The 22,463-nt window shown below is 68.8% G+C and carries 26 protein-coding genes and 1 tRNA gene; 11 read left to right on the top strand and 16 right to left on the bottom strand.

Translation table 11 applies throughout. The features are described from left to right. Positions 1-32 precede the first annotated feature (32 nt). The gene (locus FDA94_RS23990) at positions 33-761 is read left to right on the top strand and encodes a hypothetical protein (RefSeq protein WP_137249326.1); all 729 of its coding nucleotides are present in this window, start codon (positions 33-35) and stop codon (positions 759-761) included. 244 nt (positions 762-1,005) lie between these two features. Here the strand turns inward: FDA94_RS23990 and FDA94_RS23985 are convergent, their stop codons facing one another. Continuing rightward, the gene (locus tag FDA94_RS23985) at positions 1,006-1,836 is read right to left on the bottom strand and encodes a helix-turn-helix transcriptional regulator (protein WP_137249325.1); all 831 of its coding nucleotides are present in this window, start codon (positions 1,834-1,836) and stop codon (positions 1,006-1,008) included. Between the two features lie 128 nt (positions 1,837-1,964). Here FDA94_RS23985 and FDA94_RS23980 point away from each other — a divergent pair, with 128 nt between their 5' ends. Then, entirely contained in the window at positions 1,965-2,819 is an 855-nt protein-coding gene (locus tag FDA94_RS23980; protein WP_137249324.1) for an NAD-dependent epimerase/dehydratase family protein, read from the top strand. Positions 2,820-2,913: 94 nt separating this feature from the next. Here FDA94_RS23980 and FDA94_RS23975 read toward each other — a convergent pair. The 5 genes from FDA94_RS23975 to FDA94_RS23960 all read right to left on the bottom strand — a co-directional run bounded on the left by FDA94_RS23975 (position 2,914) and on the right by FDA94_RS23960 (position 5,598). Continuing rightward, positions 2,914-2,986 (bottom strand) — tRNA-Ala (locus FDA94_RS23975). A 62-nt stretch (positions 2,987-3,048) separates the two neighbouring features. Beyond that, on the bottom strand, positions 3,049-3,741 hold the full coding sequence (locus tag FDA94_RS23970; RefSeq protein WP_246060124.1) for an HAD-IA family hydrolase: 693 nt from the start codon (positions 3,739-3,741) through the stop codon (positions 3,049-3,051). A gap of 5 nt (positions 3,742-3,746) precedes the next feature. After that, positions 3,747-3,866: a DLW-39 family protein gene (locus FDA94_RS40015; protein ID WP_212735470.1), complete on the bottom strand. Its 120-nt coding sequence runs from the start codon at positions 3,864-3,866 to the stop codon at positions 3,747-3,749. 808 nt (positions 3,867-4,674) lie between these two features. Next, positions 4,675-5,049 carry an ATP-binding protein gene (locus FDA94_RS23965; RefSeq protein ID WP_212735469.1) on the bottom strand — a complete coding sequence of 125 codons (375 nt, stop codon included), beginning with the start codon at positions 5,047-5,049 and terminating at the stop codon, positions 4,675-4,677. Between the two features lie 36 nt (positions 5,050-5,085). Then, the gene (locus FDA94_RS23960) at positions 5,086-5,598 is read right to left on the bottom strand and encodes a DUF305 domain-containing protein (protein ID WP_137249321.1); all 513 of its coding nucleotides are present in this window, start codon (positions 5,596-5,598) and stop codon (positions 5,086-5,088) included. 18 nt (positions 5,599-5,616) lie between these two features. Between FDA94_RS23960 and FDA94_RS23955 the strand changes: the two genes are divergently transcribed. Continuing rightward, complete coding sequence (locus tag FDA94_RS23955) at positions 5,617-10,083, top strand: HAMP domain-containing protein (protein ID WP_137249320.1); 4,467 nt, start codon at positions 5,617-5,619, stop codon at positions 10,081-10,083. Here FDA94_RS23955 and FDA94_RS23950 read toward each other — a convergent pair. Then, positions 10,080-11,411 (bottom strand): sensor histidine kinase, encoded by a 1,332-nt coding sequence (locus FDA94_RS23950; protein WP_137249319.1) that lies wholly within the window; start codon positions 11,409-11,411, stop codon positions 10,080-10,082. The genes FDA94_RS23955 and FDA94_RS23950 overlap by 4 nt on opposite strands. After that, entirely contained in the window at positions 11,408-12,076 is a 669-nt protein-coding gene (locus tag FDA94_RS23945; protein ID WP_137249318.1) for a response regulator transcription factor, read from the bottom strand. Before FDA94_RS23945 ends, FDA94_RS23950 begins: the two co-directional genes overlap by 4 nt. A 113-nt stretch (positions 12,077-12,189) precedes the next feature. Between FDA94_RS23945 and FDA94_RS23940 the strand changes: the two genes are divergently transcribed. After that, positions 12,190-12,843: a hypothetical protein gene (locus FDA94_RS23940; protein WP_137249317.1), complete on the top strand. Its 654-nt coding sequence runs from the start codon at positions 12,190-12,192 to the stop codon at positions 12,841-12,843. Between the two features lie 5 nt (positions 12,844-12,848). On the opposite strand, the gene FDA94_RS23935 is transcribed toward FDA94_RS23940, so the two are convergent. The 4 genes from FDA94_RS23935 to FDA94_RS23920 all read right to left on the bottom strand — a co-directional run bounded on the left by FDA94_RS23935 (position 12,849) and on the right by FDA94_RS23920 (position 15,173). Further along, positions 12,849-13,427, bottom strand: coding sequence for a methyltransferase family protein (locus FDA94_RS23935; RefSeq protein ID WP_137249316.1), 579 nt, complete (start codon positions 13,425-13,427; stop codon positions 12,849-12,851). Continuing rightward, the gene (locus tag FDA94_RS23930; protein WP_246060122.1) at positions 13,424-14,371 is read right to left on the bottom strand and encodes a cation diffusion facilitator family transporter; all 948 of its coding nucleotides are present in this window, start codon (positions 14,369-14,371) and stop codon (positions 13,424-13,426) included. Before FDA94_RS23930 ends, FDA94_RS23935 begins: the two co-directional genes overlap by 4 nt. Then, positions 14,364-14,729: an ArsR/SmtB family transcription factor gene (locus FDA94_RS23925; protein ID WP_281286617.1), complete on the bottom strand. Its 366-nt coding sequence runs from the start codon at positions 14,727-14,729 to the stop codon at positions 14,364-14,366. Before FDA94_RS23925 ends, FDA94_RS23930 begins: the two co-directional genes overlap by 8 nt. A gap of 93 nt (positions 14,730-14,822) precedes the next feature. Beyond that, entirely contained in the window at positions 14,823-15,173 is a 351-nt protein-coding gene (locus tag FDA94_RS23920) for a PRC-barrel domain containing protein (RefSeq protein ID WP_137249314.1), read from the bottom strand. Between the two features lie 128 nt (positions 15,174-15,301). On the opposite strand from FDA94_RS23920, the gene FDA94_RS23915 reads away from it, so the two are divergent. Both FDA94_RS23915 and FDA94_RS23910 read left to right on the top strand, forming a co-directional pair. Further along, entirely contained in the window at positions 15,302-15,616 is a 315-nt protein-coding gene (locus FDA94_RS23915) for a DUF5709 domain-containing protein (RefSeq protein ID WP_137249313.1), read from the top strand. Between the two features lie 103 nt (positions 15,617-15,719). Then, positions 15,720-16,532 (top strand): SAM-dependent methyltransferase, encoded by an 813-nt coding sequence (locus FDA94_RS23910; protein ID WP_137249312.1) that lies wholly within the window; start codon positions 15,720-15,722, stop codon positions 16,530-16,532. Here FDA94_RS23910 and FDA94_RS23905 read toward each other — a convergent pair. Continuing rightward, complete coding sequence (locus FDA94_RS23905; protein WP_062347380.1) at positions 16,529-16,726, bottom strand: DUF5999 family protein; 198 nt, start codon at positions 16,724-16,726, stop codon at positions 16,529-16,531. The two genes, FDA94_RS23910 and FDA94_RS23905, sit on opposite strands and share 4 nt — an antisense overlap. 360 nt (positions 16,727-17,086) lie before the next feature. Here FDA94_RS23905 and FDA94_RS41590 point away from each other — a divergent pair, with 360 nt between their 5' ends. Further along, a complete protein-coding gene (locus tag FDA94_RS41590; RefSeq protein ID WP_425460172.1) occupies positions 17,087-17,515 on the top strand; it encodes a ribosomal maturation YjgA family protein in 429 nt (142 codons plus the stop codon). On the opposite strand, the gene FDA94_RS41170 is transcribed toward FDA94_RS41590, so the two are convergent. Next, positions 17,409-19,355, bottom strand: coding sequence for an MMPL family transporter (locus tag FDA94_RS41170; protein WP_137249310.1), 1,947 nt, complete (start codon positions 19,353-19,355; stop codon positions 17,409-17,411). The genes FDA94_RS41590 and FDA94_RS41170 overlap by 107 nt on opposite strands. An 83-nt stretch (positions 19,356-19,438) precedes the next feature. On the opposite strand from FDA94_RS41170, the gene FDA94_RS23890 reads away from it, so the two are divergent. Next, positions 19,439-19,870, top strand: coding sequence for a MarR family winged helix-turn-helix transcriptional regulator (locus tag FDA94_RS23890; protein WP_137249309.1), 432 nt, complete (start codon positions 19,439-19,441; stop codon positions 19,868-19,870). 37 nt (positions 19,871-19,907) lie between these two features. On the opposite strand, the gene FDA94_RS23885 is transcribed toward FDA94_RS23890, so the two are convergent. Beyond that, positions 19,908-20,513, bottom strand: coding sequence for a class I SAM-dependent methyltransferase (locus FDA94_RS23885; protein ID WP_137249308.1), 606 nt, complete (start codon positions 20,511-20,513; stop codon positions 19,908-19,910). A 68-nt stretch (positions 20,514-20,581) separates the two neighbouring features. On the opposite strand from FDA94_RS23885, the gene FDA94_RS23880 reads away from it, so the two are divergent. The 3 genes from FDA94_RS23880 to FDA94_RS23870 are packed head-to-tail and all read left to right on the top strand — an operon-like array spanning position 20,582 to position 22,148. Next, on the top strand, positions 20,582-21,010 hold the full coding sequence (locus FDA94_RS23880) for a hypothetical protein (RefSeq protein WP_137249307.1): 429 nt from the start codon (positions 20,582-20,584) through the stop codon (positions 21,008-21,010). After that, positions 21,007-21,216 carry a helix-turn-helix transcriptional regulator gene (locus FDA94_RS23875; protein WP_425460169.1) on the top strand — a complete coding sequence of 70 codons (210 nt, stop codon included), beginning with the start codon at positions 21,007-21,009 and terminating at the stop codon, positions 21,214-21,216. Before FDA94_RS23880 ends, FDA94_RS23875 begins: the two co-directional genes overlap by 4 nt. A 5-nt stretch (positions 21,217-21,221) precedes the next feature. Beyond that, on the top strand, positions 21,222-22,148 hold the full coding sequence (locus tag FDA94_RS23870) for an NAD(P)-dependent alcohol dehydrogenase (protein WP_137249306.1): 927 nt from the start codon (positions 21,222-21,224) through the stop codon (positions 22,146-22,148). On the opposite strand, the gene FDA94_RS41165 is transcribed toward FDA94_RS23870, so the two are convergent. After that, on the bottom strand, positions 22,138-22,461 hold the full coding sequence (locus FDA94_RS41165) for a DivIVA domain-containing protein (RefSeq protein WP_137249305.1): 324 nt from the start codon (positions 22,459-22,461) through the stop codon (positions 22,138-22,140). The two genes, FDA94_RS23870 and FDA94_RS41165, sit on opposite strands and share 11 nt — an antisense overlap. Between the last annotated feature and the right edge of the window lie 2 nt (positions 22,462-22,463).

The raw sequence follows: 22,463 nt of genomic DNA, 5'->3' as shown, positions 1-22,463 counted from the left end.
ACGTTCTCAGGGCCGATGGCCGCGACTACACGGTGATCACTCTTCGGCCCGGCACCCGGGCCCGGTTCTCCACGAACTTCTACCACCAGACCTGGCATATCCTCTCCGATCCGCACGGCGCACTCTTACTCAGCCGCCTGCTGTGGGGCCTGTCCTTCCAACGACAACCCGACACCGTTGTGATCATTGATCGGCGATTCATCGACCCCAACCCATTCGACGCCAAGCAGGGCGACCCCATCGCTCTCGTTCCCGCCGACCTGACGCATCTACGGGCGCGGACCGCCCGGCATCTCAGCAGGCGCTCGGCCACGCCCGGAACCACGTCCGGAACCGTCCGTTGGCATACCTGGGGCCTCGACGCGGCAGTCGACGAGTGGCGCACTCAGCGAGCCGCCGGCACCTGGTGGCGCGTGTGGCGTCCCGAGGAAGATGTTCGAGCCGCCGAAGTGACACAGCTGGGTGGCCTTCTCAACGTGCGGGCCTCGTCTTCCTTGCTCCGCCGCTGGGCCGTCCATGTGGCGACGATGCGTGATCATGCGTACAAGGGCATGTCATACACCGAGTTGGACGGCTCGAAGTGGGAACCCTGCCGCAGTGACGGCGAAGTGCAGACCTTCCGCGACTACCGCCAGCGAGTGTCCGTCGCCACGATTTCCCGCAGAGAGGTGCTTGCCGCCGAGAACGAACTCGGCACACCCGCGGAACTCCGTCCCCTCGTCTGGAGCATGAACGACACGGTCCGAAGCCGTCGTCGATAGAGGCGGCAGATCATTCACCTCTTCGACCTCCTCATCTCGCCGGGCGCTCAGCCCTTGAGTGAGCAACCGACCGAGATCGCGGGCGGAAGGCCGCCGAAAGGGACCCGTCCCGCAGATCCCCGCTTGGCTCGAAACCAGTAAACGAGCGAAGCGAGCAGCCTGGCTCCGCATCCACCAAACGGGCGGCTGGAGTTGATCTCGGCCGATGCGAATCCCGGCTCGCAACATCCGGCACCATGCCCGCTTAGGAGCGGGGAGCCAGGTCCTGGAAGCCGACGACGCGCAGTAGTTCGAGCCGCTGATATGTCTCGGTGCCCGGCCGCGCCGAGTGCACGACGAGTTGCTGGCTGTGGCCGTCGCTGACCAGCACCTCGCAGTCGAGGTCGAGGACACCGACCACGGGATGCAGGAAACGCTTCGGCGACGGGCGGCGCACCACGACGTCATGCGACTTCCAGAGTTCCTCGAACTCATGTGAGGCGGCGCGGAGTTCGGTCACGAGGGCGGCCGGACCCGGGTCGTGGGGGCGTGCCGCAGTGACTGCACGCAGGCTCGCCACGTGCGCGCGGGCATACTCCTCGTGGTTCTCGGGTGGGGCCAGGTCCCGTGCGCCCGGCACTGTGAACCAGCGGCGGATCATGTTCGTCCCTACATGGTCGCCGGTCACGGCCACTGACATGGTGTTCTGTGCGAGCATCTGGCCCCAGTCGCTCAGTACCGACGCCGGGATGTCGTGCAGCCGGTCAAGGACCAGCAGCAGCCCCGGGCGGACGTGGTCTGAGGAGCCGCCGGGGCGGGGCGGCTCCTGGCCCGCCAGGTGGAACAGGTGGTCGCGCTCCACGTCCGTGAGCCGCAGGGCGCGGGCGAGAGCGGTGAGCATCTGCCGCGACGGGTGGGAGCCGCGGCGCTGTTCCAGCCGCGTGTAGTAGTCCGTGGACATCCCGGTGAGCTGCGCCACCTCCTCGCGGCGCAGGCCCGGGGTGCGGCGCCGCGGACCCGTGCTCAGGCCCACGTCGGAGGGGGCCAGGCGGATGCGGGCGCGGCGCAGGAAGTCGGCGAGCTCGATACGGTCCACTGTTCGAGGATGCCCTGCTCACGGGCTTGTATCCAGGGTGCGCCGGTCCCTGGATGACCGCGTCTCTCCCGCCGCTCCCCGTCCTTCCCGCACGCTTCGAAGGTGGCTACGACGATGAGGAGGCGGCCATGCTGACTTTGGTGACAGGAGCGACGGGCCAGGTCGGGCGGCGGTTCGTGCCGCGGCTGTTGCAGAACGCGGCGCCCGGCGACGAGGTACGGGTCCTGGTGCGGGACGCGGCGCGCGGCGAGCGGTTCGCGGAACTCGGCGCCCAGGTGCTGGTCGGCGATCTGCGGGACGCGGAGGTGCTCGGCAAAGCGACGGCCGGCGTGGACGCGGTGGTGAACGTCGCCGCCGCGTTCCGCGGGGTGCCGGATGAGGAGGCGTGGGCGGTCAACCGGGACGCGGCCATCGAGCTCGGCCGGGCTGCGGTGGCTTCAGGCGTGCGGCGGTTCGTGCAGGTCAGCACCGGTCTCGTGTACGGCGCCGGGCGGGGCAGGGCTCTGATCGAGAGCGACGAGACGGTGCCGGGCGATCATCTGTGGGGCGCCTACCCCGAATCCAAGTGGGAGGCCGAGCGTGCGCTCAGGACGATGAACGGCCTCGATGACCTCCGCATCGGACGGTTGCCGTTCGTGTACGGCGACGGGGACCCGCATCTGGCCGACGTGATGAAGTGGGCGCCGAACTGGCCCGCCATGCAGCGCCTGCACATGGGCCACCACCTGGATGTGGCGCAAGGCCTGCGGCGACTGCTGTACGCGCCCGGGGCACACGGCGTCTACAACATCGCCGACGAGGCCCCGGTCACCATGGTCGACCTCTTCCAGTTCCATGGGCTGCCGGTGCCGCAGGACGCCTACGACAGGGATGCCCCGGATCCGTGGCACAGTGTGATGTCGACGACTCGCATCCGCCACGAACTGGGCTACCGCCCTCTGGTCCCCTCGGTATGGACGGCGCGGGACGCGGGAGTGCTGTAACCGGCCCGCGGCCGGGCACGGGAACGGAAATCAGCCGGGAGAGACACCGAAGCCCAGGCAGAGGAATAACCTCTGACCTGGGCTTTTACATGGGTGGAGCCTAGGAGATTCGAACTCCTGACATCCTGCTTGCAAAGCAGGCGCTCTGCCAGCTGAGCTAAGGCCCCGATTGCGCCCGCACCAAGCAGACGTCGCTACACCGTAGCAAGGATCTCGACGTGCCCGCCACTCACCGGACGGCAGCCACGTCGCTCCCCATCACGACGGCGGGGAAATCGGCAATCGACTCCAGAATGTGAGTGGCCCCGCCGGCGGTCAGCCGATCACGGCTGTGCACCCCCGTCAGCACTCCGGCCACCACGGAGGCCCCCGCGCGCCGCGCGGACTGCATGTCGCTCTCGGTGTCACCGGCGACGGCGACCTCGCGGACGTCCTCGATTCCCAGCTTCATGAGGGCGGTGAGGATCATGTCGGGGTAGGGGCGTCCGCGGCCGCAGTCTTCCGGTGAAAGGGCGAGGTCGACCTTGTCGTACCAGCCCAGGGCGCCCAGGACGCGGCCCATCGTCCCGCGGGAGAATCCCGTCACCAGGGCGATCTTGATCCCGGCGCCGCGCAGCTTCTCGAGCGCCTCGACGGTCCCGGGGAGCGGCGTGACGCCGGCACGCTCGATGGACCCCTCGTAGGAGCGCTCGAAGGTCAGGTTGGCGGCCTGAGCCTGCGCCTCGTTGTCGGGGAAGATCCCCCGGAAAACGTCGATCTTGGGGCATCCCCGGGACCGGTGCACATGCACCATCGCGCGTGCATATGCACTGGTCCCGGGCACGATTCCCTGCGTCGCGATCGACTCGGCGAACGCCCGTTCGACCAAGGCGACGTCACCGATCGTGGTGCCCGCCAGGTCGAGGCAGGCCAGCTTGATCACGAAGATCAGTTCTCGCTGCCGGTCGCCTCGGTCCAGAGGTCGAGCTCGGCCCGATCGGCCTGGACCTTGCGCCAGAAGAGCAGACCAACGACGGCAACGATGGCAAGAAGGAGCAGCTTCTTCATAGTGATGACCCCATTTCCCGGGTGAGACAAACGCCCGGTTCCGCCCCCGGGCCGCGCGCCGAATACAACACTTTATCCCCCCGAGGATTTCAGTCGCGAAAGCCGTACCGAGGAGGGCTCTGCTATCAGCGAAAGAGACGAGACCCCAGGTGAGCCACGAGCTTAGCCCCGCAGCAACCCCTGCGTCAGCCGCACTCCGGTCCCTCCGGAGGCCCCACGAATCCCGCCGATACCGGCTCCCACACTCCCACAGTCGACCACCCGATCGACACCGAACCGGCCCTTCCGGGACATCCGACGGGACGACCGTGACCCCATGCAGGACCCCGGGCCCTGGCGCGGCTCCCGCCCCGCGCTCTCGCCCTCGCAGCAGCGCCGGGTCATCCTTCTGCCATATGGACGTCCGCGACCCGAACCTCAGCCGGTTGCCGCTACAGGCCGAGGCCTCATCGCCCTGTAGTCAGGTCCCGCGATAACCCCAGACCCACCATGGCGTGCCGGCACGGCTCTCGTGACCCCCTGACTTTCGGTGCACCTCTCAGCTTTAGAGCAGCACACCCCACAGCCTTTTGTCACACCTCAGCCTTTAGAGGTAACACGGGCACAAACCTCGCTTCGTCCGAGTTACCAGCAGAAACGTCGCCCGGCGGAAACCCGGGGGTGACAAATTCCGCCCCAGACCAACGCAGGTAGACGCGTCAGCGCCGCAGCCCCGGCCCAATCCAGCACTCAGAGCACCCCTCGGCACGCTCTGACCGCTAGAACCATCACGGCTGCAGACCAGCGTCACCGCGACGCCCGCCACCGCTCAGCCCTGTGACAGCCCCGCCGTCAGCCGAACCGTAGTCCCCTCAGGCGCCGTACTTACCACGATCGTCGTCAGGCGGTGCATCAGCCACAGCCCCCGCCCACCAGTAGGAGTCCGCGACGGCCCGCGCGCGATCCCCGGCCCCCCGTCCGACACCTCGCACAGCACCCGGTCGCCCTTGCGCCACAACCGCAGCACCCTCGGTGACTGCGCATAACGCACCGCGTTGGTCACCGCCTCATGCACGGCGAGGACGAAATCGTCGAGCCCGTTCCCCGACAGTCCCACCGCCCCCGCGCAGTCGTGCACCCTCCGCCGGACCTCGGGCACGCCCATGTGGTCAAGGTCGAGAGACAGAAGGAGGTCGTCGGCCACTGGCATCGCCTCCCCGGGTTCCGTCTGCCGCCAACCCTAGGCCAGTTGACGCCCGATCTCCGCGAGCATCTCCTCTTGATCATTGACCAGTCGGCGGGCCAGGTCGGCCGTCGGGGAGTGGTCGCCGACCGCGAGCACGATCCGGCCGATCGTCATGCCCGCTTCCAGGTGCCGCGACATCAGGCCGTACCAGGCGCTGTCGAAGGCCTGCCCGGTGAGGCTCTGGAGTTTCGCGAACTCCGCGTCGGTGACGTTGCCGGGGCCGATCGGCCGGGCGCCGCCGGGGGGTTCGGCGACCTCCCATGTGGAGAGCCAGTTCGCCATCATCTGCAGGTCCGCCGGGCCCTGCGCCCTGATCTCGGCCGAGGCCGCCTTGACCCAGTCGCTGTACGCCCGCCCCTTGGCCATCTCGGCGAGCTGCAGCGTCTGCCGGTGGTGGGGGATCATCTCCAGCGAGAACCGCACGTCTGGATCCGCCGGATCCGTACCGGAGCAGGCGACGACCAGCATCAGTACGAGGCCGGTCGCCCATAACCGAATCGCGCTCATCAGCCGGAGGTACGTGTGATGACCCGGCCTGGTTCAGGTTCTACGGTGGAAAGGCCAAATGAGGGTCGGAACGATGGAGCGGGTGTGGACACGATCAAGCGTGAACGGGAACTCGACCTCCGTCAGTTGCTCGCCGGCCTGACGGCGGTCCGGGACGGCGACTTCGGCACCCGGCTGCCGACCGACGACGGCGACGGCCTGCTGAAGGAGATCGCGACCGTCTTCAACGGCATGGTCGACCAGCTCTCCCTGTTCACCAGCGAGGTCACCCGCGTCGCGCGTGAGGTGGGCACCGAGGGCCAACTGGGCGGTCAGGCCGACGTGCCGGGCGTCTCCGGCACCTGGAAGGACCTGACCGACTCGGTGAACGCGATGGCCGGCAACCTGACCGACCAGGTGCGTGACATCGCGCAGGTCGCGACGGCGGTGGCGAAGGGCGACCTGAGCCGGAAGATCACCGTGGACGTCCGGGGCGAGATCCTGGAGCTGAAGAACACCCTCAACACGATGGTCGACCAACTTTCCAGCTTCGCCGACGAGGTCACGCGCGTCGCCCGAGAGGTCGGCACCGACGGCCGGTTGGGCGGCCAGGCCGACGTGAAGGGCGTGTCGGGCACCTGGCGCGACCTCACCGACTCGGTGAACTTCATGGCCGGCAACCTGACCGACCAGGTGCGTTCGATCGCGCAGGTCACCACGGCCGTGGCGAAGGGCGACCTGTCGCAGAAGATCACCGTCGACGCCCGGGGCGAGATCCTGGAGCTGAAGAACACCATCAACACCATGGTCGACCAGCTCAGTTCGTTCGCCGACGAGGTGACGCGCGTCGCGCGAGAGGTCGGCACCGACGGCCGGCTCGGCGGCCAGGCCGACGTGAAGGGCGTCTCGGGCACCTGGCGCGACCTCACCGACTCGGTCAACTACATGGCTGGCAACCTCACCGACCAGGTCCGCAACATCTCCCAGGTGGCCACCGCGGTGGCCCGGGGCGACCTGTCGCAGAAGATCACCGTCTCGGCGCGCGGCGAGATCCTCGAACTCAAGAACACCCTGAACACGATGGTCGACCAGCTCTCCAGCTTCGCCGACGAGGTCACCCGAGTGGCCCGCGAGGTCGGCACCGAGGGGCGGCTGGGCGGTCAGGCCGACGTGAAGGGCGTCTCCGGCACCTGGAAGGCCCTCACCGAGTCGGTCAACGTCATGGCCGACAACCTCACCGCCCAGGTCCGCTCCATCGCCGAGGTCACCACGGCGGTCGCCAAGGGCGACCTGACCCAGAAGATCCGCGTGGACGCCCGAGGCGAGATCATGGAGCTCAAGGAGACCATCAACACGATGGTCGACCAGCTCAGCGCCTTCGCCGACGAGGTCACCCGAGTCGCCCGCGAGGTCGGCACCGAAGGGAACCTGGGCGGCCAGGCCACCGTGCGGGGCGTGTCGGGCACCTGGAAGGACCTGACCGACAACGTCAACGTCATGGCGTCCAACCTGACGAGCCAGGTGCGGTCGATCGCCCAGGTCGCCACGGCGGTCGCCCGGGGCGACCTGAGCCAGAAGATCACCATCGAGGCCCGGGGCGAGGTCGAGGCGCTGGCCGCGACCCTGAACCGGATGGTCGACACGCTGAGCGCCTTCGCCGACGAGGTCACCCGAGTGGCCCGCGAGGTCGGCACCGAGGGGCAGCTGGGCGGCCAGGCCCGCGTCCCCAACGTGGCCGGCACCTGGAAGGACCTCACCGACAACGTCAACTCGATGGCCAACAACCTCACCAACCAGGTGCGGAACATCGCCCAGGTCACCACGGCGGTGGCGCAGGGCGACCTGACCAGGAAGATCGACGTCGACGCCCGTGGCGAGATCCTCGAACTGAAGACCACCATCAACACGATGGTCGACCAGCTCTCCAGCTTCGCCGCCGAGGTCACCCGCGTCGCCCGCGAGGTCGGCTCGGAGGGCCGGCTCGGCGGCCAGGCCGAGGTCGAGGGCGTCTCCGGTACGTGGAAGCGCCTCACCGAGAACGTCAACGAGCTGGCCGGGAACCTGACCCGCCAGGTGCGCGCCATCGCCGAGGTGACCAGCGCCGTGACCTCGGGCGACCTCACCCGGTCGATCACCGTCGACGCCTCCGGCGAGGTCGCCGAGCTGAAAGACAACATCAACTCGATGGTGAAGTCGCTCCGCGAGACGACGCTCGCCAACAAGCAGCAAGACTGGCTGAAGACCAACCTGGCCGGCATCTCGGGTCTGACCCAGGGCCACCGCGACCTCGCGGTGGTGGCCGAACTGGTGATGAACGAACTGGCCCCGCTGGTCAACGCCCAATACGGCACCTTCCTCCTGGTCGAGGAGACCGGCACCCTCCAGGTGGTCGGCAGCTACGGCCACAGCGACCACGACCGCCGCTTCGAGTTCGGCGAGTCCCTCGTCGGCCAGGCCGCCGTGGCGAAGCAGCCGATCCTGGTCGAGGACATCGCCCCCGGCTACCTGACGATCTCCTCCAGCCTCGGCGCGGCCGGCCCGGTCAACCTGATCGTGCTGCCGATCGTGGTGGAAGACCAGGTCCTCGGCGTGATCGAGCTGGCCAGCCTCAACCGCTTCACCGCGATCCACCGCACCTTCCTGAGCCAGCTCGTCGAGACGATCGGCGTGAACGTCAACACGATCGTCGCCAACGCCAGAACCGACACCCTGCTGGTCGAGTCGCAGCGCCTGGCCACCGAGCTCCAGGTCCGGCAGGAGGAACTCCAGCGCTCCAACGCCGAGCTTGAGGAGAAGGCCGAGCTGCTGGCCCAGCAGAACCGGGACATCGAGACGAAGAACAGCGAGATCGAGCAGGCCCGCCAGGAGCTCGAAGACCGGGCCCAGCAGCTGGCGCTGGCGTCCAAGTACAAGAGCGAGTTCCTCGCCAACATGAGCCACGAGCTGCGTACACCTTTGAACTCGCTGCTCATCCTGGCCCAGCTGCTCGCGCAGAACCCGGCCCGCAACCTCACCGCCAAGCAGGTCGAGTACGCCAACGTCATCCACTCGGCCGGCACCGACCTGCTGCAGCTCATCAACGACATCCTCGACCTGTCGAAGATCGAGGCCGGGAAGATGAACATCACGCTGGAGGCCATGCCGCTGCGGCAGCTCCTCGACTACGTCGAGGCGACCTTCCGGCCGCTGACCACGGAGAAGGGCCTGCGCTTCGACGTCGTCGTGGCGCCCGACGTGCCGGCTCAGCTGCTCATGGACGAGCAGCGGCTCCGCCAGGTGCTCAGGAACCTGCTGTCGAACGCGATCAAGTTCACCGAGCGCGGTTCGGTGGAGCTGCGGATCGAGCGCTCGCAGAACGACATGCTGGCCTTCCACGTCGTCGACACCGGCATCGGCATCGCCGAGGGCAACCTGTCGCAGATCTTCGACGCCTTCCAGCAGGCCGACGGCACCACGAGCCGCCGCTACGGCGGCACCGGGCTGGGCCTGTCGATCAGCCGCGAGATCGCGGCGCTGCTCGACGGCGAGATCAAGGCGGTGAGCAACCTCGGCGAAGGGTCCACGTTCAGCCTGTTCATCCCGCTGGCGGAGGCGATCCCGATGAGCCAGCCGCCGCGCCTCGACCCGCCGCGGCGGATCGCGCGGATCCCGCTGACCCGTGAGGGCCGCCACCTGCTCGTGGTCGAGTCGCGCCCGAACGGCCTGCTGGCCCAGCTCGCCGAGTCAGTGGTCGCCGACCTCGGCGAGTCACACGGCCCGGTCTGGGTGTCGACGGCCAACGACCCCGACAGCGCGATGACCGCGCTGCTGCAGGGCGGCTACCAGTGCATCGTGCTCGACCTGGGCATGCCGCAGGACGCCGCCGCCGAGTTCCTGCGCCGCCTCGACGAGCACCACGCGCTGCGGGAGCTCCCGATCCTGGCGCACCACACCCGCACCCTCACCCGCCCGCAGGAGAACCTGCTCCAGGGCCGGTCGAACACCCAGCCGCTGGAGCGCCTGCCCAGCCTCGACGAGCTGCGCGAACGCATCACCCTGCACCTGACCGCCCAGGACCCGGGCGCGGTGCTGCCGCTCGTGGAGGCGAGCCCCGACGAGCGTCCACAGGCTGTGGAAAACGTCGACACCGGCCTGGTCGGCCGGAAGGTCCTGGTAGTGGACGACGACGTCCGCAACGTCTTCGCGCTGACCAACATCCTGGAACTGCACGGAATGCAGGTGTTGTACGCCGAGAACGGCCGCAAGGGCATCGAGGTGCTGGCCCGCCACGAAGACGTCGACCTCGTCCTGATGGACATCATGATGCCCGAGATGGACGGTTACGCCGCCACGACCGCCATCCGCAAGATGCCCCGCTTCGCCAACCTGCCGATCATCGCGGTCACCGCCAAGGCCATGCACGGCGACCGCGAGAAGACCCTGTCGGCGGGCGCCAGCGACTACGTCACCAAGCCCGTCGACGCCGAAGAACTGATCACCCGCATGCAGCAGTGGCTGGAGTTCTAGGGGAGGGTCAGCCGGAACAGCGCGCCGCGCGGGCTGTCCTCGATCGTCAGCGTGCCGCCGTGGGCGACGACGATCTCCCGCGCGATGGCGAGCCCGAGCCCGGCCCCGCCGGCGTCGCGGTCGCGGGCTTCGTCGAGCCGGGTGAACCGGTGGAAGACGGTCTCCCGGTGCTCCTCCGGGATGCCCGGCCCGTCGTCGAGCACTTCGAGGACGGGGCCGGGCGCGACGCGAACCGAAACGCTCGATGAGCGGTGCCGCACGGCGTTGGCGATCAGGTTCGTGATCACCCGGGTGAGCTGCGCGGGGGAGCCCTGCACCACGACGCCGGGTGCGATGTCCAGATCAATCGGCACGGGGCCGCGCAGCGCCTCCTCCGTCGCGAGTTGCCCCAGATCGACCTCCTGGAGGCGCAGCGGTTCCCCGGCGTCGAGCCGCGCCAGCACCAGCAGGTCGGCGGCGAGCGACTGGAGCCGGGTGACGTCGGTCAGCGACTCCTTGGCCAGCGCGGGCGCGTCGCGTTCGCCGATCTCCAGCCGGGTGCGCAGGGTGGCGATCGGGCTGCGCAGCTCGTGGGCGGCGTCGGCGACGAAGCGTTTGTGCAGGCCGACGGCGGTTTCGAGGCGGTCGAGCGTGCCGTTGACGGTCTTGGCCAGGGCGGCGATCTCGTCACGGGCGTGCGGTTCCGGCACCCGCTGGTGCAGATCGCGGGCGGTGATGTCGGCCAGCTTGGCGCGGATCGCCGACACCGGCGCGAGCGCCCGGCCTACCGAGAACCAGGTCAGCGCGGCCACCATCGCCAGCAGCAGCGGAATCCCGACGACGAGCACCCAGGTCAGCGTCTGCAGGGCCGCCTGGGTGGGGGCCAGCGAGGCGCGGACCGAGACGGTGGTGGTCGCGTCGAGCGCCCGGGTGGCCGTGACGTAGCCGTCTCCGGCGGCGACGGAACCCACCGGCAGTCCCGGATCGGTGTGCCCGAAGATCACGTTCGGGTCGGTGATCGCGATCGCACCCGCGGCCGGCAGCGCCTTGGCCGAGGCCACCGGCTGCCGAGGTCCGGTGACGACGACCCCTCCGGCGTCCGGCGCGGCCGCACCGGAGATCACGAGCGGCCCGAGGGGCTGGGCGAGCTGGGCGTCCAGAACCGGTACGGCCGGGGCGGCGACCAGCGTGGCGACCTGGTCGGCCCGGCGGCCCGCCTCGTCGGCGGTGCCGGTGACCAGGGCGGTGCGCAGCACCCCGATCAGCACGGCGGCGGCGATCCCCAGGGCGGCGGCCACGATGACGGTGACCGTCACGGTGGCGCGCAGGCGGACCGACCAGCCGCTCATGATTCCAGCCGGTAGCCGGCGCCCCGGACGGTGACCAGGGACGTCCGGCCGAAGGGCGCGTCGATCTTCCGGCGCAGGGCGCTGATGTAGACCTCGATGATGCTCGGGTCGCCGTCGTACGCGAAATCCCACGCCTGGGCCAGCAGGTCGGCCTTGGAGACCACCTCCCCCGGGCGTCTGGCCAGCGCGTGCAGCACGGCGAACTCCTTGGGCGTGAGCGCGATCCCGACCTCACCCCTCCGGCAGCGCAGCCCGGCCGGGTCGACCACCAGGTCTCCCACGGTCAGCGCGACCGGCCGGGCCGCCTTGCCGCGCCGGACCAGCGCGCGGAGCCGGGCCAGCAGGACCACATAGGAGAACGGTTTCGACAGGAAGTCGTCGGCGCCGGTGTCGAGGGCCTCCGCCTCGTCGTACTCGCCGTCCTTGGCGGTGAGGATCATGATCGGGGTCCAGTTGCCGTCGTCGCGGAGGCGGCGGCAGACGGCGTAGCCGTTGAGCCGGGGGAGCATCACGTCGAGCACGATCGCGTCGTAGTCGTGCTCCCCCGCCAGCCACAGGCCTTCGGCCCCGTCGTGCGCGACGTCGACCGCGAATCCCTCGTCGGCCAGCCCCGACTTCACCAGGTCGGCCAGACGCCGTTCGTCCTCCACCAGCAGCACGCGCATCTCGCCAGCCTGGCAAAGAGCACCTAAAGCCAACCTGAAGAGCCGGTCTTCAGCCTGGCTTCAGGTATGCGCCGCCAGTGTGGCTGATCAACCGAACGAAGGAGATGTTCCACGTGAAACACCGCCGCCTGGCCGTATCGGGCCTGCTCGCCCTGGCCGTGACCTTCGGCGTGACCGGCGCCGCCAACGCCACCGACGACGTTCCGACCCTCAAGCCGGTCAGCGGCACCATCGCCTGCACGGCCGGGGGCGAGGGCGTCGAGATCAAGGAAGGCGTCGTCACCATCAACGGCAAGGAGGTCACCAGCATCTCCGTCACCAAGGCGATCCCCGCGATCCCCGCCGTGCCCGGCGCGCAGGCCGGAGGGGAGGACGTCGCCTCGGCGGTCCCGGTCCGGCCCGGCGAGGCGGGCGAGCCGACCGACGTGGTGATCGCCGCTCCCGATGAGCCCGGTGGGACCGGGGAGAACGGCGGACCGGTGACCCTGCCCGCGCGACCGTTCGACGGCAAGCCGGGCGAGCCCGTCGAGTTCGGCAAGGTCATCGCGGCGATCCCGGCGGGCGAGGCCGGGGTCAAGGCAGGCGTCGACGCGGCCCAGCCGGCCGCCCCCGAAGGCCCGACGCACACCACCGCCGACGGACCGGGTCCCTCTTTCTCCAGTGACGGCTCGGAAGCGCCGGAGGGCGCCAAGGTCGTCTGCTTCGCCTCTGCGGTCCCGGCCGGCTCGGCGGCTCCCGCGGCTCCCGAGGCCCCCGAGGGGGACTGACCCGGCTAGAGCTTCGGGACGAACCGGCCCGTCCGGGCCGTGTAGGCGGTGAAGGCCGCCCCGTGCACCCGGGCGAGGTAGGGCTCCTCGACCACCCGGACCTGGATCTCGACCGCCGCGACCAGCGACAGGAGAGCGGCGACCGACACCCAGGTCGGCACCAGGAGGGGGAGCCCGGCCAGGGCGACGACCATGGCCGTGAAGATCGGGTTACGCACCAGCCCGAAGACGCCGGTGGTCACCAGGTCGGTGCGTTCGTCCGCGTCGACGCCGACGCGCCATGAGGCGCCCATGGCGTGCTGCGCGGCCAGGGTCAGGATCAGCCCGGCGACCGCGAACACGAGCCCTACGGCCATAGGCTCCAGCGTCGCCGGGGTGATCCCGGCCAGTTCCAGGACCGGCGCGGCCACCGTGAGCGCGATGCTCAGGACGAAGAGCATCCCGCCCCACCAGCCCAGGCTGAGGACCGGCTCTCGGATGCCGACGAAGCCGGTGCTCCCGGTGGCCCGCCATTGGGCCCAGCTCCGATAGCCGAGGGCCAGGGCCAGCCCCAGGCCGTAGATCACTAACGCGGGGAGGCTCATTCCTCGCTCCGGTGGACGGGGCCGTGGGGGTCGGCGCAGTGGCCGTCGCCGATGGACAGCATGTCGGGGTGGGCGTGGTCGACCTGGAGGGTGGTGTGCTCGATCCCGTACGCGTCGTGGACCAGCTTCTCGGCCGCCAGCCGGGCGGCGTGGCAGTCGGCGCCGGGGGTGACGAGAATGTGCGCCGAGAGGGCGGCGTACCCGGAGGTGACCTCCCAGATGTGCAGGTCGTGCACCTCGACGACGTCGGGGATACCGGCCAGGCGGCGGCCGGTCTCGGCGGGGTTGAGGCCCACGGGGGCGGCCTCCATGAAGACCCGGCCGGCGTCGCGGACGAGTCCCCATCCGGCCTTGACCATCAGCAGGGCGACGACCAGGGCGGCCACGGCGTCGGCGCGGGCCCAGCCGGTGTAGTAGACGACGAGACCGGCGATCGTGGTCGCGATGAACGCGAACAGGTCGTTGAGGATGTGCTGGTAGGCGCCTTCGACGTTGAGCCGCGACCGGTCGGCCCGGCGCAGCAGCCAGGTCGCGATCAGGTTGATCGCGATGCCCGCGAGGCCGGTGAAGACGACGAAGAGCCCTTCGACCTCGGGAGGGAAGATGAGGCGCCGCACGCCCTCGTACACGAAGAAGGCGGCGAGCAGCAGCAGGGTGATGCCGTTGAGTTGCGCCGAGATGATCTCCGCGCGCTTCAGGCCGTAGGTGAAGCCGCCGCGCGGCGGCCGGGCCGCGATCCGCATGGCGACGAGGGCGAAGAAGATGGCGAACGCGTCGGTCAGCATGTGGCCGGCGTCGGTGATCAGCGCCAGCGACCCGGCGATGAAGCCGATGACCACCTCGACGGCCATGAAGGCGACGATGAGCGCCAGCGCCGCGCTCAGGTAGCGCCGGTCGGCGTCCTGCGAGACGGCGTGCCCGTGCCCGTGCCCGTGGTCACTCACCGGTCTTCCCGTCGTGTCGCATGTGGGTGATGGCCAGGTCGAACAGCAGCCGCACGTGGGAGTCGGCCAGTTGGTAGTAGGCCATCCGGCCGGCCCGCCGCACCTTGACCACCCGGTGGCTTCGCAGCAGCCGCAACGCGTGGGAGGCCGCCGACATGCTCTGGCCGGTGGCCGCCGCCAGGTCGCACACGCACATCTCGCCGCCTTCGAGCAGGGCGGCCAGCAATCGGAGCCGTCCGGGGTCGGCGAGCAGCCCGAACACCTCGGAAAGGTCGCCGACCAGGTCGTCGTCGGGCATCACGGAACGCACGTGGGCCACCCGCTCGGCGTCGACGCACGCGTCGGGGGCGATGGCCACTGCGACATTTGAACGATTATTCATACGTCGATGCTAAAACAACGGACCGCCCCCCGGAAGGGGGACGGCCCGCGGTTGGTTGTGGACTACCCGTCAGAAGCGGTTGTAGTAACCGCCCAGCTGGTCCCGGTAGAGCGGGTCCTTGAAGGTCGTCTCGTCGTACTCGGGAGCGTTCTTGATCTCTTCCTTCGTACGCGCGATGAACACCTTCTGCGCCTGCGGGTCGATCTCGGTGACCGTGCCGGCGGGAAGGACGACCTTCTTACCGAAGATCCACGGGCCGGTGTCGACGACGAGGTAGCTTTCGCCCACCTCGTAGTTCGACTCGTCCACTGAGCCGATCTTTCCGTCTGTCGCCTCGACCGTGAAGCCGGTCACGTCCAGGGTCGTGGTGGGATCCTGTACGCCCTGACGGTAGGTCCAGAGGTTGTCGTTCGGCTGCATATGCCTTCGCTCTCCTTTGTGGGGGTTGCGGTTGTGGCACTCCCCCTACTGCCCGGCCGCGCCGGGCTAAACATGCCGTTTCGCAGCGATCGTCCCGGGCAACCCCTGACTGAAGGAGGCGAACAACCATGACAGAACCCGATGACCAGGGCATTCAGGATGTCGATCTCGACGCGGAAGACGAAGTGGAAGACGCCGACCACCCGATCGGTCTCGACGAGGATCCCGACGACGACTCCCTCGACCGGCGGCTGGCCGCCGAGGAGCCGGAGGCCCATCTGCACCACGCCCGCGAAGAGCGCGAGGAGGTCGGCCGGCTGGTCGCCCCGGACGAAGGCGCACGTGAGGACGTGGACAACGAACTCGTCGGCGACGACGCCGGAGAGGACGGCGGGCGCTATTCGGCCGAGGAAGCGGCGATGCGGGTGGAACGAGATATGTGATCTAAGCCACAAATCCGGAAATGTCGGGTCATGATCCGCGTGGGTGAGCCTCGTCCCATACCATCCGTTTACAACCGAGGCTGCAGCCGCGAAGGAGAAGGACGTGACGTCCGAGGAGCAGGCCCCTGCGGGAATCGACCCATCGGTTCCGAGTGTGGCCCGGATCTACGACTACTGGCTCGGCGGCAAGGACAACTTCGCGTCCGACCGCGCGGCGGCCGACAAGTTACTCCAGTACGTGCCCGACGCCCGCGAGATGTGCCGGGAGAATCGGGCCTTCCTCACCAGGACCGTCTCACTGATCGCCGGCGAGGGCGTCGATCAGTTCGTCGACATCGGCAGCGGGCTGCCCACCCAGGACAACACCCACCAGGTGGCGCAGCGGGTCAATCCCGAAGCCCGGGTCGTCTACGTCGACAACGACCCCATCGTGCTCGTGCACGGCCGGGCGCTGCTCGAGGAGAACACGCACACCCGGGTCGTCAACGGAGACCTGCGGAAACCCGCGGCCCTGCTCGCCGACCCCGAGGTGACGGAGCTCGTCGATTTCAGCCGGCCGGTGGCCGTGCTGCTGCTGTCGATCCTGCACTTCGTCCACGACGACGACGAAGCGACGGCGATCATGGCGGAGATCCGGTCGAAGCTCGCGCCGGGCAGCTACGTGGTGATGACACACGGCTTCCCCGGCGAGATGAGCGACGAGAAACTCGAGTCGGTGCGGGAGGTCTATGCGAAGACCGCTCCCGGCGGCGTGACCGGACGCACTCGCGCGCAGATCGCGAGTTACTTCGAGGGCATGGACGTCATCGAGCCCGGAATCGTGCCCAGCGAGGCCTGGCGCCCCGACGTTCCGTGGGACGTTCCGGTCGACTTCGCCAAACACAGCGTGCTCGGAGTGGTCGCGCGGGTGCGCTAGGCCATGACCAGGTGCTCGGGGGCGCGGTGCGGGGTCGCGACCGTGCAGTCGGGCATCAGCAGACCGGTGTCCTCGAACAGCACGACGCCGTTGCACAGCAGGCTCCAGCCCTGTTCGGGGTGGGCCGCCACGACGTGGGCGGAGGAGCGGTCGGAAGCGTAAGCGGACGGACAGTGCGGCTGGTGCTGGCACATGATGGGCACCTTCTCCCCAGGTGGTGCGACTTGTTGTTTGAGTGGCTCAGTAGGGCAGGAGACGACCTGACGGAGTGCGAAGGTCGAGGCTCGGCTTGGGCGCCTTCGGCGGCTTCGGCCGGATGCGGATCTGCTTCATCCTCATCACGATCCTTTAGCTGTAGGTCGGACCGACTCGGACGTGCACCCCTTCATCATCTCAACCGCGACCGACAGTTTCCTCGTCTTTTTGCGGGTTCGGGATGCTTCTCCGGGCTGACATGCGGCCCACGGACTTATCGCTTCAATCGTGCTAACGGATGACCTTCAGGTCGTAAAGGTTCAACTCTCTTGTCGATCAAAGCCAGGCGACTCGCGGCGGTGGCCGCGTCCCTCGTGATCGTCGCTTCCGGTCTTGCCGTTCGGGCGGTCTTCGAGGGACCTTTCGCCAAATACTGCGGCACTTCGTTGTACTCATCCTTTATAACCACTTTTGCCCTTGCATGGTTCCCACGGACGCGACCTTTTGTTGCCGCCGGGGCCTCGGTGATCTTCTGCTGGGCCGTCGAGTTCACGCAGCTCACCCCCCTTCTGGCGGAGCTCGCGGCCCGATTCCCCTTGTCCGCAGTGGTTTTCGGAACCACCTTCAATTTTCCTGATCTTTTTTGGTACGTCGTCGGCGCCCTCGCGGCGGCCGGATTTTTTACCTGGCTGGAGCAGATGAATTCGAGGGCAAAGGATGACGATCCTCGACGATCTTTGACCCAAGCCTCGAAGGCCACCAGATCCGGTCTCCGACGTCGATCGTGAGTGCCGTCAGGAGCACCGACCTGACCACGAACGTGTCGAGCAGAACGCCGAAGGCGACGATGAATCCGATTTCGGCCAGCACCACCAGAGGCAGCACGCCGAGGACGGCGAACGTCGCGGCTAGCACCACTCCGGCCGAGGAGATGACCCCGCCCGTGGCGGACAGCGCGATGAGCGCGGCCTTCCTGGTGCCGTGTTCGGCGGTCTCCTCGCGGACGCGGGTGATGAGGAAGATGTTGTAGTCGACCCCCACGGCCACAAGGAAGACGAACGCCAGCAGGGGCACGCCTGTTTCCGTCGCGGCGAACCCGAAGACGTGGGTGAAGATCAGGCCCGACACCCCCAGCGTGGCCGCGAACGAGAGCACGACCGTGGCGATGACCAGCAGCGGCGCCACCACGGCCCGGAGCAGGATGCCGAGGATGACCACGATCACGGCCAGGATGAGCGGGATGATCAGCCGGGCGTCGTGTTCCGAGGCGAGTTCGGCGTCGAGGGCCTCGGCGACGGTGCCGCCGACCTGCGCGCCGGGGATCTCCCGGAGCCGTTCGACGGTCGCCGGGTCCTTGACCGAGCCGTTGATGAGCGCGTTCGGGCCGGCCACGACCGGCTCGGCGACAGACAGCACGCCGGGGTCGGCGTCCAGGGCGGTCCTCACCTGCGCGGCCTGTCCGGCGGGGGCGATGACGACCAGGGAGCCGTCCTGGGTGGCGGGGAAGTTCTTCGCGAGCAGTTCGGCCCCGACGACGGAGTCGGGGCGGCCCCGGTAGGTGTCGGCGTCGGCCAGGGGGCCGATGGTGATCACGCTCAGCGTGGCCGCCATCCCGGCCAGCACGACGGTGGTGATGATCCAGGTCCGACGGGGGCGGCGCTCGACCGCCGAGCCGATGCGGGTCCAGACGCCGGCCGAGGTCTCCGCGGTGCCGTACCGGGGGATCCGGGGCCAGAAGACCCCGCGCGGGACCAGCACCAGCAGGGCGGGCAGCAGCGTCAGCATGGCGACCAAGGCGCAGACCACACCGGCGGCGCAGACCGGGCCGAGGCCTCGGGTGGCGCTCTGGTCGGCGGCCAGCAGGCAGAGCAGGGCCGCGACGACGGTCGCGGCGCTGGCCACGATCGCGGGGGCGGCGCGCTTCCAGGCCACGGTCATGGCCGTCACCCGGTTCTCGTGCCTGGTGAGCTCCTCGCGGTAGCGGGCCACGAGCAGCAGGGCGTAGTCGGTGGCGATGCCGAAGACCAGCACGAGCAGGATGCCGCCGCTCTGCCCGCTCACCGTGAAGTCGGCGTATTTCGCCAGGAGGTAGGCCCCCGCCTGCGCGCTGACCAGGGCGGCTCCCGCCGAGAAGAACGGGATGAGCCAGAGCAGCGGGCCCCGGTAGGTCAGCAGCAGCACGATGATCACCACGATCGAGGTCGCGATGAGCAGCGTCAGGTCGATCGAGCCGAACACCTCGATGGCGTCGGCGCTCTGCCCGGCCGGACCGGTCACGTAGGCGCCGGGCCCGGCGAGTTCCCTGAGCCGGTCGACCTCGGCGGTCAGCGACTCGAGGTCACCGCCCTCCAGCGGCACCACCGCCCGCACGACGTTCCCGGACGCCTCCGCCCGGGGGAAGCGCTCCCGGACCTCCTCGACCGCCTTGTCCTCCCATACGATGATCGCCGGGATCTGGCCGCCCTGGGCGAAGGCCCGTCGCGCCTGCTCGACCTGGGTCGACTCGGCGCTCGCGGGCAGGTAGGCCGAGGGGTCGTTGTTCCTGACCTCGTCGAGCTTCCCGCTCAGCATTCCTGCTCCGGCCAGTGACACCAGCCAGATCGCCAACGTCAGCCATGCCCGTTTCATGGTGCTCTCCTCTGCAAAGCTAAGGGACCTTAGCATCAACTTCGCGGGACGGACCGCTGCGGTTGCATCGGAGAATCGTTGTCATGGACGACCTGCCCACCTGGCCCACCGGACGCCTGCTGCTGGTCGCCGCCCGGCTGGTCGAACGCGAGTGGAACCACATCCTGGCCGGCCACGGCCTCACCCACGCCGGGTTCCTGGTGCTGCACAGCCTGGACGAAGGGCCCCTGGCCCAGCGCGAACTCGCCGTCCGCACCTACGTCGAGGAGCAGACCATCGGCCCGGTGCTCGAACGCCTCGAACGCGCCGGGCACGTGACCAGGGAGCGCGACCGGACCGACCGCCGCCGCATCGTGGTCACCAGAACCGAGTCGGGCGCCGAGGTGTACGCCGCCCTCACCGCCGCCGACGCCGCCGAATCGATCATCTCGGTCCGCGACCTCGGGGCCTTCCGCGACGACCTGATCAGGATCATCACGCAGATCCGCCCCATGGAGGGCGGTCGCCCGGCCTGAGGTGCCGCCGGGCGACCGCGACGGGGGACGGGTCAGCTCACCTGAAGTAGAGCGAGATCGCGAACGGGCGGTCGGTGTCCTCGACGACCTGTTCGGCGGCCAGTTCGAGACTGGCGTCGAAGAACCGGTGCAGCCTGCGGGCCTCCGGCCACGGGTGCACGCTGAGCAGCGTGGCCTCCGGCCCGAGCAGCCCGCAGAGCCGCTCCGACGCGTCCTCCAACCGGCTTCCGAGGTAGTAGAGGGTCTCCGAGCAGACGACGAGGTCGTAGCGCCCGGTCAGCGAGAACAGATCGGCCTGGAGGAAGCGCACCGACGGCGCGTGACGACGAGCCCGAGTCAGGGCGGTCTCGGAGATGTCGACGCCGGTGATCTCGGCGTCGGGACGGGCGTTGGCCAGCATGCGGGTGAAGACGCCCTCGCTGCACCCCACGTCGATGATCGTGCGGTAGCTCCGGTCGGGCAGTGCCTTCAGGGTCTCCTCGTACTTGCGCTGCTCATAGGGGCTCGTCGCGAGGAGCCAGGGGTCGGGGCTGCGGTGCCACCAGTCGAAGTAGCGCCGGAGGACGAGCGACTGCCGATGGGGCGTCAGCAGGGAGATCGTCCGGAAGAGGGTGCGGTGGAGCAGGTCGGAGAACTGGGCCAATGCGCTTCCTCTCGAAGGGGATGTAAAGAAAACTAGACACGATGTACAAGTTGCTTTACCTTCAGGCTATGACAATGCTGGAAAAACGGGCATGGGTCTACCTGCTCGTCACCCTCGTCATCTACGGGGGCTACGTCGTGGTGATCCTCGGCCGGAGCGGGGCCGGGCCGCTGACCGAAGTCGACTATGTACCCGTCCTGCTGTGGTCTCTCGGGATCTCCATCGGCGCGTCGATCGTGGTCGGCATCGTCGCCGGCATGATCGGCGACCAGAGCACCAGGACCGACGTCCGCGACAAGGAGATCGACCAGCTCGGCGACCGGATCGGCCAGGCGTTCACCGTCATCGGGGCGCTCGGCGCGTTCGTGCTCGCGCTCGTCGAGGCGCCCTACTTCTGGATCGCGAACGCGATCTACCTCGGGTTCGCCCTGTCGATGATCGTCGGTTCGCTGGCCAAGGTCGTCGCCTACCGCCGAGGTGGATTCCAGCAGTGGTGAAACCCACGAAGGTCACCAACACGATCCGCGCGCTGCGCTTCGCCAACGGGGAGATGACCCAGGCGGAGCTCGCCGACCGGCTCGGTGTCACCCGTCAGACCGTCATCGCCATCGAGGCCGGCCGCTATTCGCCCTCGCTGGAGATGGCCTTCCAGATCGCCCGTGTTTTCGACGTCTCCTTGGAAGAGGTGTTCCAGTACCCGTGAAAGCCATGGTGCACAGAACCTACGGCCACCTTGAGCTGGCCGAACTGCCCGTCCCCGCCGTCAAGGACGACGAGGTGCTGATCCGCGTCAAGGCCGCCGGGGTCGACCCCGGCGCCTACTACCGGATGGTCGGGATCCCCTATTTAGTCAGGTTCATGGGCTTCGGGGTCTCCCGGCCCAACCAGCCCGTCGCCGGCGGCGACGTCGCGGGGGTGGTCGAGAAGATCGGCGCGAAGGTCACCCGCCTGAAGGTCGGCGACGAGGTCTTCGGCGCCTCCGAGGGCAGCTTCGCCGAGTTCGTCGTCGCCAAGGAGGGCCTGCTGGCCCACAAACCGGCCAACGTGAGCTGGGCACAGGCCGCGGTCGTGGCCACCTCCGGGGCCACCGCGCTGCGGGCCGTCAAGGCCGCGGGCCCCGGCAAGAAGGCGCTGGTCGTCGGCGCCGCCGGGGGCGTGGGAACGTTCCTGGTCCAGCTCCACGAGGGCGAGGTCACCGCCGTGTGCAGCGGGGGCAAAGCCGATCTGGTACGCCGGCTCGGCGCCGCCCATGTCGTCGACTACACCAAGGACGACCTCGGCACCGGCCGTTACGACGTGGTCTACGACGTCTACGGCGGCCGTGACATCAACGTGCTGCGCCGCCGCCTCACCCCGAACGGGAAGCTGATCCTGCTGGGCGGAAAGCCGAAGGGAAAGGTGATCGGCATCGGCCGCACCTTACGCGCGATGCTGCTCAACCCGTTCATCCGGCACCAGATCCAGATGCTGTTCGTCTTCCCGACCACCGAGGAGTTCGAGGAGTTGGGCGAACGTCTCGCGAACGGCACGTTGGTCCCCGCGCTCGACCGGACCTTCCCGCTGAGCGAGACGAAGGAGGCCATCGCCCACGTGATGGCCGGCCGAGCGAAGGGGAAGAGCGTCATCACCCTGTGAAAGTCGCCACCTCCCTGATCAGTTCGTGCACGCGGGAGGCCTGATGCTCCAGGCCCGACCCGACCTCTCCCAGCAGTTCCGCCGCGGCCCGCAGCAGCTCCTCGGCCCGCCGCTCCCGGCTCTCCGCCGCCGCCATCACCTTGGCGGGATCGACCGTCACCATCGCGGACAGCCGCTCGTTCTCCTGGTGCAGCCAGCGCAGGCTGCTCTCCACCTCGTTGAGGAACACGTCGACCTCGGCCAGGTCGTATCCCTCACGTAGTCGTCCGGTCGTGAACACCTTGGTCCGTACGTCCTCCGGTGTCAGCACCATGT

The sequence above is a fragment of the Herbidospora galbida genome, assembly GCF_005233835.1.
In the GTDB taxonomy this organism is placed as follows: domain Bacteria; phylum Actinomycetota; class Actinomycetes; order Streptosporangiales; family Streptosporangiaceae; genus Herbidospora; species Herbidospora galbida.
The sequence above is the reverse complement of the archived record's forward strand: the minus strand, read 5'-3'. Positions and strand labels throughout refer to the sequence as shown.